Source organism: Kineosporia mesophila (assembly GCF_021129235.1).
GTDB classification, from domain to species: Bacteria; Actinomycetota; Actinomycetes; order Actinomycetales; family Kineosporiaceae; genus Kineosporia; species Kineosporia mesophila.
In genome coordinates this window covers 161,345-174,503 of sequence record NZ_JAJOMA010000014.1, presented here as the reverse complement: position 1 = coordinate 174,503, position 13,159 = coordinate 161,345, and the positions used below count along the sequence as shown (strand labels likewise).

General features: G+C 68.6%; 11 protein-coding genes. 9 read left to right on the top strand and 2 right to left on the bottom strand.

Features of this window, described 5'->3' with window-relative positions; genetic code table 11:
• Positions 1-50: 50 nt before the first annotated feature.
• A complete protein-coding gene (locus LR393_RS20660; RefSeq protein WP_231485711.1) occupies positions 51-512 on the bottom strand; it encodes a universal stress protein in 462 nt (153 codons plus the stop codon).
• 1,042 nt (positions 513-1,554) lie between these two features.
• Between LR393_RS20660 and LR393_RS20655 the strand changes: the two genes are divergently transcribed.
• The 9 genes from LR393_RS20655 (at position 1,555) to LR393_RS20615 (ending at position 12,198) form a co-directional block, all read left to right on the top strand.
• Positions 1,555-1,935 carry a peptidase inhibitor family I36 protein gene (locus LR393_RS20655; RefSeq protein ID WP_231485710.1) on the top strand — a complete coding sequence of 127 codons (381 nt, stop codon included), beginning with the start codon at positions 1,555-1,557 and terminating at the stop codon, positions 1,933-1,935.
• Positions 1,936-2,345: 410 nt separating this feature from the next.
• Positions 2,346-3,515, top strand: coding sequence for an ROK family transcriptional regulator (locus LR393_RS20650; protein WP_231485709.1), 1,170 nt, complete (start codon positions 2,346-2,348; stop codon positions 3,513-3,515).
• A gap of 61 nt (positions 3,516-3,576) precedes the next feature.
• Positions 3,577-4,908, top strand: coding sequence for an extracellular solute-binding protein (locus LR393_RS20645; protein WP_231485708.1), 1,332 nt, complete (start codon positions 3,577-3,579; stop codon positions 4,906-4,908).
• On the top strand, positions 4,905-5,861 hold the full coding sequence (locus LR393_RS20640; protein ID WP_231485707.1) for a carbohydrate ABC transporter permease: 957 nt from the start codon (positions 4,905-4,907) through the stop codon (positions 5,859-5,861). Before LR393_RS20645 ends, LR393_RS20640 begins: the two co-directional genes overlap by 4 nt.
• Positions 5,858-6,682: a carbohydrate ABC transporter permease gene (locus LR393_RS20635; RefSeq protein ID WP_231485706.1), complete on the top strand. Its 825-nt coding sequence runs from the start codon at positions 5,858-5,860 to the stop codon at positions 6,680-6,682. Before LR393_RS20640 ends, LR393_RS20635 begins: the two co-directional genes overlap by 4 nt.
• A 3-nt stretch (positions 6,683-6,685) precedes the next feature.
• Positions 6,686-8,296 (top strand): beta-N-acetylhexosaminidase, encoded by a 1,611-nt coding sequence (locus LR393_RS20630; RefSeq protein ID WP_231485705.1) that lies wholly within the window; start codon positions 6,686-6,688, stop codon positions 8,294-8,296.
• A gap of 315 nt (positions 8,297-8,611) precedes the next feature.
• On the top strand, positions 8,612-9,883 hold the full coding sequence (locus LR393_RS20625; RefSeq protein ID WP_231485704.1) for a hypothetical protein: 1,272 nt from the start codon (positions 8,612-8,614) through the stop codon (positions 9,881-9,883).
• 142 nt (positions 9,884-10,025) lie between these two features.
• On the top strand, positions 10,026-10,751 hold the full coding sequence (locus LR393_RS20620) for a GTP pyrophosphokinase (RefSeq protein WP_345718909.1): 726 nt from the start codon (positions 10,026-10,028) through the stop codon (positions 10,749-10,751).
• 244 nt (positions 10,752-10,995) lie between these two features.
• A complete protein-coding gene (locus LR393_RS20615; protein ID WP_231485702.1) occupies positions 10,996-12,198 on the top strand; it encodes an MFS transporter in 1,203 nt (400 codons plus the stop codon).
• On the opposite strand, the gene LR393_RS20610 is transcribed toward LR393_RS20615, so the two are convergent.
• Complete coding sequence (locus tag LR393_RS20610; RefSeq protein ID WP_231485701.1) at positions 12,159-13,142, bottom strand: glycoside hydrolase family 26 protein; 984 nt, start codon at positions 13,140-13,142, stop codon at positions 12,159-12,161. The two genes, LR393_RS20615 and LR393_RS20610, sit on opposite strands and share 40 nt — an antisense overlap.
• Positions 13,143-13,159 lie beyond the last annotated feature (17 nt).

Sequence of the window (13,159 nt, the reverse complement as noted above, 5' to 3'; positions counted from 1 at the left end):
CCTCACCGGCCGGGTGGTGATCGGCGCGCCGGGCGGAAGCGCCGAGCGGGTCAGGCCTTCCGGCCGGGACGGCTGACGGCCAGCATCGGCATCGGCTCGGGCCGCACGATCAGTACCGGTGAACAGCCCCGGTGCCCGACCTCGGCCGCGACCACGCCGCCGCGGTCTTCACCCAGCACCACGAGCGAGGCCGTGAGCGACTCGGCGATCAGGACGTCGTCGGCCCGCCCCGGGATGACCCGGGTGCTGACCTGAACCGAATCTGGTTCGGCGCGCAGGGGTTCGGCGATGGACTCGAGCCACTGGGCAGTGCTGATCAGGAGTTCGGGCGAGGCGTTGGCGGGCCGCAGCGAACCCGCCGGCCGCGGAGGTATGCCCAGGGCATGGACGAGCACGAGTGGCGTCTCCCGCCGCCGCGCCTCACGGGCCGCCCGGCGGGCGATCTCGAGGTTCGATGCAGACAGGTCGATCCCGGCGACGACGCGGGACCGCCTCCCGATCTCGGCAGACATTCGTTCCCCCCCAGGTGAATGGTGCAACACCAGGACGGTACTCGGTCTACTGGGGGGTAGTTACGCCTTGGTCTCAGGTCCCCGGAAAGCCGCTGGTCAGATGGGTGCTGTGAGTTTCATGATGCGGGAAAACACCCATCCACACGAGGGACTCGTCCGGTTCGGGGACTGATGTCCGGTCCCGTTCTCGGCGCCCGGCCACGTACGCCACCGGCTCCGGCAGGCCGTGCCCGGCCCGCCCGCGACGCGCCAGACACTCGGGCGGCGACCCGCGCCCAGCACGAGATCGGCGGTGACGGCGCGCAGCTCCGGGGTGTCCTCGGGGCACCGGCCGATCTCGGTGAGGGTGCTGGGCGGGTCGACCCGGGTGGTGAAGACGACGGAGTCCTCGATCTCGCGGGCCGGGCGCCTTCCGGCACCAGCTGGGTGAGTGATGCGACGTCGGCCTTCTCGCCGTGGGTCTGCGGGGCGCCGGCGAGGCCACCGACCAGGAATCTCACCAGGGTGAACGACTCCCGGCCGGGAAGGGCCATAGGTCCCATTCGGCGCATGAGTGACATAGGTCTCATAGGTCCCAAAAGGCTCCCCAAATCTACGCAGGTCGCCTGTAATGGGCAGGCGCGCCGGCGATGGGGGGTCCATCGGGCGCGCGATCGATGGGGCGGCACCGGGGGTCAGGGGAAGTTTGTTCGGCATCGAACGAGTAGTGAGCCGGGGGCTGAGGCGGGGGCTGAGGCGGTCCGGTCGCGGGGGCAAGTAGGGCGGGGTAGTCCGCCGGTCGGCGAGAAGCACTGACGGCAAGTCGTTTTCGGTTTCCCGGAAACGGTTGTGGTCGTGCCGGAATGACGTCTGCCCGGATGTCAGGTCCACGAGTAAGCAGTCGTGGGCCGCTTCGTCATGCCTTCAAAAAGCTGAAGCCGCAGGGTTTTTCATGGCATTGGGATGGCAACGGATACTCCGGGAAGGCGTTCAATATTTTTTGTAGCAAAACGGGTTACCCGTATGTAATCTGACTGCACCAACCCCGAAAGATGGAGTGAAAATGCAGGTATCAATGCGTCGTATCGCTGCCCTGTCCGCTGCTCTGCTCTCGGCCACGGCCATCGGCACCACGGCCCTGGCTGGGTCGGCTTCGGCTGCGGCGTCTTCGTATTCGCAGTGCGGCAGCGGAAAGTTCTGTGTCTGGACCGAGGCTGACGGTGGTGGCACGTACCGATACACCACGGAAGACATCAAGCAGCTCGGTTCCGTGCTGGACAACAACATCGAGTCCATCTGGAACCGCACGGGCTCGAACGTGGCCATCTACACCGGCGCGAACTTCACCGACCGCTGCTCGACCATCGGCTCGGGTACCAAGCGCAACCTGGCCGGCACGGCGGTCAACTCGGTCACCTCGATCGACGTCAACGCCGCCTGCTGAGGCCTGGCGACCAAGAAATGATGGGGGACCCAGATCTGGGGCCGGGTGGGGAAACCTTGGAACGCCTCGCTGAACCTGGACATTAGGACAGTTGTGTGGGTTGCCCGGCGGATGACGCCCGGGTAGCGCGCCACACCCCCCGACACGATCTGGCCGGCCGCCACAGACGCTGCAGCGTCCGCGGCGGCCGGCCAGATCGTCGTTCCCGGCTCTCTCCGGGAGGCTTCCCACTCACCGGAGCCCATGTTCGTCCATAGTCCCGATGAACCGGGGCGGAAGCCGGGCGCCGGGCGGGAGTCAGCCCGGTAGTTTCTCCAGACATTTGAGAAACAGGCTATTAACGACCAGCGGTCGAACCGATATCGACCAGGTTATTGACGACTACTGAAGGAACTGTGAAAGTTCCGGACATGTCAATCATGTCCGGCTCCCGGGGGCTGGGAGCACTGCGCTCCAGGAACCGCCGTCGGTTGCTGGACCTCCTGCGCGAGCACGGTGAGGTCAGCCGCGCCGATCTGGCCCGTCTCACGGACCTTTCGGCGACGACGGTGTCCAGCCTGATCGCCGAGCTCAGCGACGAGGGCGTGGTGACCGAGGCCGGTCTCGACGACCGGCGCCCGGGTCGCACCGGTCGCCCGGGCCGTCTGGTTCAGCTGGTCGGCGGCCGCGGTCTGGTCGTCGCGCTCGACATCGGCCACGACCTGGTCCGGGCCGCGGTCTGTGACCTGTCCGGCGCCGTGGTCTCCGAGCGGGTCTGGACGGTCGACGTGGAGGCCGACGACTGTCTGCTCCGCATCGCCGAGCTCGTCAACGAACTGGCCGACACCACCGCGGGTGGGCGTGACCGGGTCTCCCGCCTGGTCGTGGCCGTGCCCGGCGTGGTCGAGACGGGTACCGGGCACGTGGTCTCCGCCCGCATGCCGAGCTGGCAGAGACTGGCACCGGGACCGTTACTGGCCACCGCGACCGGCCTGCCGACCTTCGTCGAGAACGATGCTGATCTGTGCGCGCTGGGAGAGCGCGCCTTCGGTGCGGCACTCGGGCTGAACGACATCCTGCACGTCGTGGCGTCGACCGGTATCGGTGTCGGGCTGGTGCTCGGGGGCCGTCTCTACCGCGGCAGCAACGGCGGGGCCGGCGAGCTCGGCCACGTGCAGGTCTCGGAGTTCGGCGACCTGTGCCGCTGCGGCAACCGCGGGTGCCTGGAGAGCCAGGCCTCGCTGGACGCCGTGCTGAGGGCGCTGCGCGTGGTGCACCCCCAGGCCCGGGCCGCACCCGACCTGGCCCGGCTGGTGGCCGGCGGTGACCGCGCGGCGATCCGCGCGGTCAGCGACGCCGGCACCGCCATCGGTAAGTCCGTGGCCACCCTCTGCAACGTGCTGGCTCCCCAGGCCGTCGTGGTCGGCGGTGATCTGGCCGGGGGCGGAACCCATCTGGCCGACGCCGTCCGCGATGCCGTCGAGCGATACACCAAACCCCTGACTGCGGCCCGTATTTCGGTACTACCCGCTGAACTTGGCCATCGCGCCGCCGTTCTGGGCGCTGTGGTCACCGCCGTGGAGGCCGAGCTCGCCTCCTGATCCGTCCTTCTTTCCGGCTGCCCCCCATTTAGCGCGTCAGCGCACCGTCCCGAGGAGTCCCATGCGTTCCGTCCGGTACACCACCACCGTCGCGCTCGGCATCGCCGCTGCACTGACCCTGACCGCCTGCGCCAGCAGCGGTTCCAGCTCCGACGACAAGGGCTCGGCCGACACCGGCGCCGCCAAGACCGTTCCCACCGTGAAGGGCGACGGCAAGACGCTGACCATCTGGACGATGAACGGCGACTACACCGCCGAGACCATCGCGGCGATCAACGCCGAGTTCACCAAGGTCACCGGCGCCCAGGTGGACGTGCAGATCCAGGAGTGGGACGGCATCACCACCAAGATCAGCACGGCGCTGTCCACGGCGAACACCCCCGACGTGCTCGACCTGGGTAACACGCAGGTGGCCAGCTTCTCCGCCAACGGCGGCCTGGTCGACGTGACCCCCTACAAGGCCGACCTGGCCCAGGGCCGCACCTGGCTGGCCGGTCTGGAGGAGCCCGCCACCATCGACGGCTCGCTCTACGCCGTCCCGGGCTTCGCCGGCGCGCGCGCCGTCCTCTACAACAAGAAGATCTGGAAGGACGCCGGGGTCGACGCGGCGCCCACCACCTACGACGAGCTCACCGCCGCCCTGGACAAGGTCAAGGCCAAGAACACGGCCAAGGACTTCTCCGCCTTCTACCTGCCGGGTCAGCAGTGGGCCGCGGGTATGCAGTGGGTGTGGGACGCCGGCGCGGAGATCGCGACCAGCTCGGACGGCAAGTGGACCGGTGGCCTGGAGAGCCCAGAGGCGATCAAGGGCCTGAACGACTTCAAGACCTTCCAGAACACCTACTCCAGCAAGGCCTCGCAGGCGCTGGACACCGACAACCCGGACTGGAACCAGATCTTCGCCGACGAGAAGACCTCGGCGATCATGACCACGACCGGCAGCATCGCGAAGATCCTCGAGACCAACCCGAAGCTGAAGTCCGACGACATCGGCACCTTCCCGCTGCCGGGGATCTCGGGCAAGACGCAGCCGGCCATGCTCGGTGGCTCGGACTGGGGCATCGCGGCCAAGAGCGACGCGGTCGACCTGGCCCTGCAGTGGACGAAGATCGCGGTCAGCCCCGAGTTCCAGGACAAGTGGGTCGTGGGCAAGGACGGCTGGATCCCGAACAGCACCGAGGGCATCGAGGCCGCCCAGGACGGTCTGACCGACCAGCTCAAGGGCTTCTTCAACGCCGCGCTGAACTCCAAGGCCACCCCGGGGGCCGAGCAGTGGGCCACCATCGAGGGTGACAAGAGCATCAACGAGCTGTTCTCGTCGATCGCCACCGGGTCCAAGACGCCCGAGGAGGCCGCCAAGGAGTTCGACGCGCACCTCTCCGAGACGCTGTGACCGTCCAGTCCCCGCCGGCACTGACGAGTAAGTCCGACGCCCCCGCGCCCCGTGCGCGGGGGCGCCGCCCCGACTTCACCCCGCTCTGGCTCCTGACCCCGGCCGCCCTGGTGATCCTCGTGGTCACCATCGCGCCGATCCTCTACCTGGTCTACACGTCGTTCACCGACTACAGCCAGCGCACGCTGTTCACCGGTGAGTTCAGCTACACCGGGATCGACCAGTACACGACCCTGCTGAGCAGCAGCGATTTCTGGAAGTCGCTGCTGCGGACCGTGCTCTTCACCGCCGCCATGGTGGCCGGGAGCATGGTGATCGGGATGGGGGTCTCGCACCTGCTCACCCGGCTGGGCAAGGTCATGCGGCTCACCACCACGATCGTGCTGATCCTGGCCTGGGCGATGCCGAACGTGGCCTCGTCGCTGGTCTGGAACTGGCTCTTCCAGCCCGGTTACGGCGTGGTGAACTGGGCGCTGGCCCAGCTGCGGATCTTCGGCGACACCACCAGCCTGAACTGGGCCGGTGACCCGGCCCACGCCTACGCCGCGATCTGGATGCTCGTGGTCTGGCAGGCCGTGCCGTTCATCGCGCTCACGCTGAACGCGGCCGAGCAGCAGGTGCCCACCGAGTATCAGGAGGCCGCCCGCCTCGACGGGGCGAGCGAGTTCACCGTCTACCGGGTGATCACGCTGAACTTCCTGCGGCCCACCCTGCTGCTGGTCACGATCCTGTCGGTGATCTGGGACTACAACGTGTTCAACCAGATCTGGCTGTTCTCCGGCGGCGGTCCCGACGATGCCACGTCCACCCTGGGCATCTTCACCTACAAGACGGCGTTCATCGGGTTCCACATCGGTCAGGGCGCGGCGATCTCGGTGGTGACGACCCTGCTCCTGCTGGGCCTGACCGCGTTCTACATCCGCAACCTGCTGAAGTCTGGAGAAGATCTGTGAGGCGGCGCAGCTGGATCCCCAACACCCTGGCCGCGGTCTTCTGTCTGGTCTGGGTCTTCCCGGTCTACTGGATGATCAACAGCGCTTTCAAGCCGCGTCCGGAACTGCTGTCCACCACACCGCACTTCCTGCCGACGAGCCCGACGCTGGACAACTTCGTCACCGCGGTCACGCAGGACAACTTCCTGATCAACCTGCGCAACAGCGTGATGGTGGTGGCCGCCACCGTGGTGCTGGCCATCGTCGTGGGAATCTTCGCGGCCGCGGCCCTCTCGCGGTTCCGGTTCTCCGGTCGCCGGATCATCATGGTGGTGATCCTGGCGGTGCAGATGCTGCCCGGCACCGCCCTGCTGATCCCGATGTTCGCGTTGTTCAACAGCGCCAACCTGCTGGGCACCTACTACGGGCTGATCCTGGCGTACCTGGCCACCACGCTGCCGTTCTCGATCTGGGTGATGCGCGGGTTCTTCATCGCCATCCCGGTGGAGATCGAGGAGGCCGCCCGCTGCGACGGGGCCGGTACCTGGCGGATCCTGTTCAGCGTGCTGTTCCCGCTGGTCGCGCCGGGCGTGATCGCCACCAGCATCTTCGCGTTCATCGCGGCCTGGAACGACTACCTGGTCGCCTACACGTTCATGCAGGACCAGAGCCACTACACGCTCCCGGTCTGGCTGGCCTCCTTCACGAACCCGGTCACCGGCACCGACTACGGCGGCCAGATGGCGGCGTCCGTGCTGTTCTCGCTGCCCGTCGTGGTCTTCTTCCTCATCGTCCAGCGCAACCTCGTCGCCGGTATGTCCGCCGGTGCAGTGAAGGGCTGATCCGTGCTCGTTCCCCGTCCAGTTGAATCCGTCGCCGGTGAGGGCAGTTTCGTCCTCGATCGGGAAACAACGCTGTCGGCGCCGCCGGCGCTCGAGGGGGTTCTGACCTGGTTGCAGGGCGCGCTGCGCCCGGCCACCGGGTTGCCGTTGCGCGAGGGGGCGAGCGGTGGCATCCAGCTGCAAATCGAGGACGACCTGGGCGCCGAGGCCTTTCGGCTCACGGTCACCTCCGGTGGGGTGAGGATCGCCGGTGGCGGTCCCGCGGGCGTGTTCTACGGGGCCCAGGCCCTGTTGCAGTTGCTGCCGCCCGCGGTGTTCCGGCGCGGCCGCGTGGCCTCCGCCCGGTGGGAGGTCCCGGCCGTCACCGTGACCGACGCCCCGCGGTTCGGCTGGCGGGGCGTGATGCTCGACGTGGCACGGCATTTCATGCCCAAGCACGACGTGCTGCGGTTCATCGACCTGATGGCGATGCACCGGCTGAACACGCTGCACTTCCACCTGACCGAAGACCAGGGCTGGCGCATCGAGATCAAGCGCTACCCCCGTCTCACCGAGGTCGGGGGCTGGCGGCACGAGTCGCAGGTCGGTGCCGGCCCGGACGCCCCGAACGACGGGCGCCCGCACGGCGGCTTCTACACGCAGGACGACATCCGTGAGATCGTCGCCTACGCCGCGGAGCGCTTCATCACCGTGGTGCCGGAGATCGAGACCCCCGGCCACGTGCAGGCGGCGCTGGCGGCCTACCCCGAACTGGGCGTGCACCAGGGGCATCTCGACGTGTGGCCGCGCTGGGGCATCAACCCGAACGTGCTGAACCTCGAGGAGTCGACGGTCGAGTTCTTCACGAACGTGCTCGACGAGGTGCTGGAGCTCTTCCCCTCCACGTTCATCGGGGTCGGCGGTGACGAGTGCCCGCGCGAGCAGTGGGAGTCCGACCCGCGCACCCAGGAACGCATGGCCGAGCTGGGCATCATCGACGAGGCCGGCCTGCAGACCTGGTTCATGCGGCGGCTGGACGACCACCTCACCAAGGCCGGGCGCCGGCTGTTCGGATGGGACGAGATCCTCGAGGGCGACATGGCTCCCGGCGCGACCGTGGCCTCCTGGCGGGGCCTGGCCGGTGCGGTCACGGCCGCCCGGCGCGGGCACGACGTGGTCGCCTGCCCGGACGACATGGTCTATCTCGACTACCGTCAGTCCGAGCTGCCCGGCGAGCCGATCCCGGTCTCCATCCCCCTGACGATCGAGGACGTGTACAGGTTCGAGCCGGTGCCGGCGCAGCTGACACCCGACGAGGCCAGGCACGTGCTCGGCGGCCAGGCGAACATCTGGACCGAGCACATGGACAGCCCGCGCACCGTGGACTTCTTCGCCTACCCGCGCCTGTGCGCGGTGGCCGAGGCACTGTGGAGCCCGGCGGAGCGCGACTTCGCCGACTTCGAGCGGCGTCTGGAGCACCACCGGCTGCGTCTGGACGCCGTGGGGGTGGAGTACCGGTCACCCGAGGGGCCCCGTCCCTGGCAGAGCCGGCCGGGCATTCCGGGACGGCCCTCCACCCGCGAGGCCCGGGCCGCGCACATCGCCGAGCTGGTGGCGAACATCGCGGAGGCCTGAGCCGCGCTGCCCTTGGGCCGCGCTGCACCTGAGCCGCGCTGCACCTGAGCCGCGCTGCACCTGAGCCGCGCTGCACCTGAGCCGCGCTGCACCTGAGCCGCGCTGCACCTGAGCTGCGCTGCACCTGGGCCTGTGCCTGTGCCTGACCGCGCCTGACCGCGCCTGACCGCGCCTGACCGCGCCCGACCGTGCCTGACCGCGTCCCCGGACCGGTCGGGCACGGTTCTGCCGCGCCCGCACCACTGGTGCGTGCCCCTCCCACTGTGCCGGTACGTCCTCAATATGACGCCGGCCACCCCCGAAAGGTGAACCCTCGTGCTGTCTCACCTCGCCTCCCGCCGCCAGATGCTGCTGGCCGGCCTCGGCGGCACCGCCGCCGCCCTGCTGGCCGGAATCGCCCACCCGGCTCTCGCGTCCGCTGCCGTCGCCCCGCCCTCGAAGGCCGGGGAATGGGTGCAGGGCGCCTCGAAATCATCGGTTCGCAGGGCCTACTCGTTCTTGTCGGCGAAGTTCGACGAGTTCGGCTCGGGTACCGCCCTGCGGGTGCCGCGCAGCTACACGGGTGGCTTCTTCCAGACCCCGACCTGGGACTTCGTCGCCTCGTTCGCCTACGACGACGCCCTGGTGATCATGGCCTGGCTGGCGAGCGGCACGAAGGACGACCTGAACCGGGCTGTGCTGCTGGGCGACACGCTGCTCTACGCCCAGGCGAACGACCCGATCGGTGACGGGCGCACCCGCGCCTCCTACCAGCCGGACTCCTTCTTCACGCTGAACGGCAGCCTGGACATCGGCTCTCCGGCCGCGTACACCGGCAACCAGGCCTGGGTGGGCATGGCCTTCGCCCACCTCTACGACCGCACCGGTAAGAAGCGGTTCCTGGAAGGTGCTCTGCTGGAGGCTCAGTGGATCCAGGACAAGACCTCCGACGTCGAGCGCGCCCCCTACGGCTACACCGGTGGCCGTACCGCCGACGACCAGCCGAACACCTTCAAGGCCACCGAGCACAACATCGACGTCGGCGCGTTCTTCACCATGATCGCGCAGCTGACCGGGCAGAAGGTGTGGCGCACACGGGCGCGGCTCGCGTTCTCGTTCGTCGCGGCGATGCAGGACCCCGCGAGCGGGCACGTCTGGACCGGTACCGATCCGGACGGCGTCACCACGAACCGCAACCCGATTCCGGAAGACGTGCAGACCTGGGCCTACCTGGCCACCCTCGACCACCGGTACGGCCGGGCCGTGGACTGGACGCTGGAGAACCTGCCGGCGACGGACGCGGGCGTCTCGGGGGTCAGTTACAGCAGCACCGACGTCAGCAAGGTCTGGCTGGAGGGCACCGGGCAGACGGCCCTGGCCCTACGGGCGCGGGGTGCGCGCGGTGACGCACGTCTGGCCGCGTGGCTGCTGTGGAACATCCAGAAGGCCCAGGAGACCACCGCCAACGGTGACGGTCGGGGTATCCCGGCCGCCTCCAGCGACGGTCTGGACACCGGATTCGGCGATCTCTACTACGCCAGTCTGCACACCGGGGCGACGGCCTGGTTCCTGATGGCGGCGAAGGGCTGGAACCCGTTCCGGCTCTGATCGTGCGCCCCGGCCGGGCAATGGTTGCGCTCGGTGACTATTCTGGAGTCACCGAGCGCGATCGACGGAGGTCAGGGCAGTGGAGGGCATACCGGAGGACAACCTGCCGGTTCTGCGGGGTCTGACCCCGCCCGACCCGGACATGGTCGCCTTCGCCCGGGGGATACAGCGGGATTTCACCCGTTTCATCATGGAGTACCGCTTTGCGGTGGACGAGGTGCTCACCAAGGTGACCGTCCTGCGGGAGGAGTTTCTCTACCTGCAGCAGTACAACCCGATCGAGCACGTGAGCTCCCGGGTGAAGTCACCCGAGAGCATCCTGCGCAAGGTGGTGCGAAAGGGCGTCGAGCCCACCCTGCCGGCGATCCGCGAGAACATCACCGACATCGCGGGCGTCCGCATCACCTGCTCGTTCATCGCCGACACCTACCGGCTGCTGGAGGCCCTGACCTCGCAGACCGACGTACGGGTGGTCGAGATCAAGGACTACATCGCGCATCCGAAGCCGAACGGCTACAAGAGCCTGCACGCGATCATCGAGATCCCGGTGTTCCTGTCGACCGGGCCGGTGCCGGTCATCGTCGAGGTGCAGATCCGCACCATCGCCATGGACTTCTGGGCCAGCCTGGAACACAAGATCTTCTACAAGTACGACGGCGAGGTGCCCGAGCACCTGGTGGAGGAACTCACCGAGGCCGCGGGTACGGCCGGCGAGATGGACCGCCGGATGGAGCAACTGCACACCCACGTGCGCGGCCCGGCCCGGCCCACCGACCTGGTGGCGGGCACGGTGCCGGACATCGACGAGGACCTCCTACGGCAACTGTGGGCCCTCTTCCCGGGCGGCGGGCACTACCACCGCCCCTAGCCGACCCCTCACCTCTTCTCTCGTGATCATGCAAAACCTCCCCAGTGTTCTAGAACTGTCTGACGAGGATTTCTGGAACGCCGGGGAGTGGGGGCACCTCCCGGCCGAAGGCTGGGGGGATGTGCATGATCACGAACAAGGCGCTGGGGTAGTCTTCTGGATATGTCGTCGATCGAGCCCTAGACAGCGGCCGGTGCCCCTCGGGCACACGTTGGCCCCTTCCCTGTCTATCTAGGACTCCTTCATGCTCGGCACTTCTCGTGCCGGGGCCTACCGTGCGGTGCTGCGGGACCGACGCCTGGTGCGCGTCTTCTCCCTGGCCCTGATCGGTCGCTTCGGCTATGCCCTGTTCTCGCTCTGCCTGTTGTTCACGATCGCCCAGGCCACCGGATCGTTCGCCGTCGCCGCCTCGTCGCTGGCGGTCTTCGGGGTCAGTGGCCTGGTCATGCCGGTGCAGGCCCGGCTGCTCGACCGGTACGGGCAACGTCGCGTCCTGCCCCTGGTGGGAATCCTTTTCACGTCAGCGCTGGCGGTGATGGCGGTGATGGGGGCCCGGGGGACGGATCACGGGGGCGCCTGGTTCGCGGTCTGCCTGTCCGGCGGCCTCTGTGCGCCGTCGCTGGGGCCTTCCATGCGGGCCCAGTGGCGGGAGGCGGTCGGACAGGGGCAGAGGCCGGCCGCCTACTCGCTCGACGCCGTCGCGGAGGAGGTGGTCTTCTTCCTCGGGCCGGCTGCCTCCTCGCTGGTGCTGATCCTGGGGCCGGCCTGGTGCGGGGTGGCCGCGGTCGCCGTGCTGATCCCGATCGGGATCGCCGGGCTGGTGGTCTCGCCGTTCGTCCCGTTGCCCTCCGGCCCCGGGCGCCCGGCCGGAAGCCGGCTGGGACCGTTGCGCAGGAACGACTTCCGCACGCTCCTGGTGGTGATGATGCTGGCCGGGGCGGTGCTGGGGGCGATGCTGACGGCGCTCGCGGCGCTGGCCGACCAGGCCCACCGGCCCTCGGTCACGGGCATTGTCGAGGCGCTGGCCGGGCTGGTGTCGGTGGCCGGCGGCCTGTGGTGGGGTGCGCGACGGTCGTCGTGGCCCTGGCGTCGTGAACTGGCGGCGCTGATGGTGGTGCGGCTACCGCTGGTGGTGGGATGTGTTCTGCTGCCGCACCTCTGGTCCGTGGCCGCGTTCGTGACGCTGAGTGCGGTGGTCGTGTCACCGTTGTTCGTCGCGGCTTTCACCGCCAGTGACCAGATCGCCGCACCGCCCGAGCACACCGAGGCCAGCACCTGGGTGACCTCGGTGGGCAACATCGGCAGCTCGGGCGGCACGGCGCTGGCCGGGTGGGGCTGCGCCGAGGTCTCGGTGCCCGGGACCTTCGCGATGATCGCGGTGCTCCTGGTCGCCGCGACCGGGGTGGCTCAGGGGTTCAGGTACGGGTCCTTGGCCAGGTTCCGGTAGGCCGTGAGGGCGGACGAGGAGGAGTTGATCCGCCAGTCGCGCTCCTTCTTGATGTCGAACCAGACGACGGCCTTGATCAGGGGGTAGTCCTTCTTCAGGGTCGGCACGACCTGGTTGATCCAGGTGGCCTTGCTCTTACCGGTCTCGTCGGAGGCCATCTCGCCGATGATGATCGGCTTGCCCTTCGCCGCCAGCTGGGGGTAGAGGCCGGCGAAGACGGACTTGAAGGTCTGCCACTCGAAGTCGGGGTCGGAGGTGCCCCAGTTGTAGCCGTCGATGCCGGTCCAGTCGACGTAGCGGTCGCCGGGGTAGTACTTCATCGCGGCCGGGGTGCCCGGGCTGTCCTCGTTGTTCGGGCACCAGACCCAGACCACGTTCGTGGCGCCGCGGGCGGTGAAGATGTCGTGGATGTGGCGCCAGGCGGCGATGTAGGTGGCGGGCCGGTGCTCGCCCCAGCCCTCGTCGCCGTTCATCTCCGCGGCGAAGTCGATGAAGAACTTCTGGCCCAGGGCCCTGGCGTCGTCGGCGCGCTTCTTCAGCATCGTGTCGTAGGTGCCGTTGACGATGTCGTCGAAGTCGACGTCGTTGGGCTCGACGTTGACCAGGGGGATGCGGCCGGCGGCGAAGTCCGCCTTGCTGACCGGCGACTTGATCCAGTCGTCGCTCGCGAAGTCGTAGTAGGTCAGGTGTACGCGCGGGGTGATGCCGAGGCGCTGGGTGGTCTGGGCGATGGTGCCGTTGCCGTAGTACTGGCCGAGCAGGGCGCCCTGCGCGGGCACGAGGGCGACGGTGCTCACCGCCTTGGCGGCGGGCCTGGCGGAGGCGGCCGGTTCGGAGGCGAAGGCCCCGGTCCGGGTGACGGCGGCCGTCGCGACGAGCACCGTGGCGACCGCGACCACCCCGGTGATCCGGGCGGTCCGTCGTTTTCTGAGGTCAAGGCTCATACCGACAGCCTGGCGAA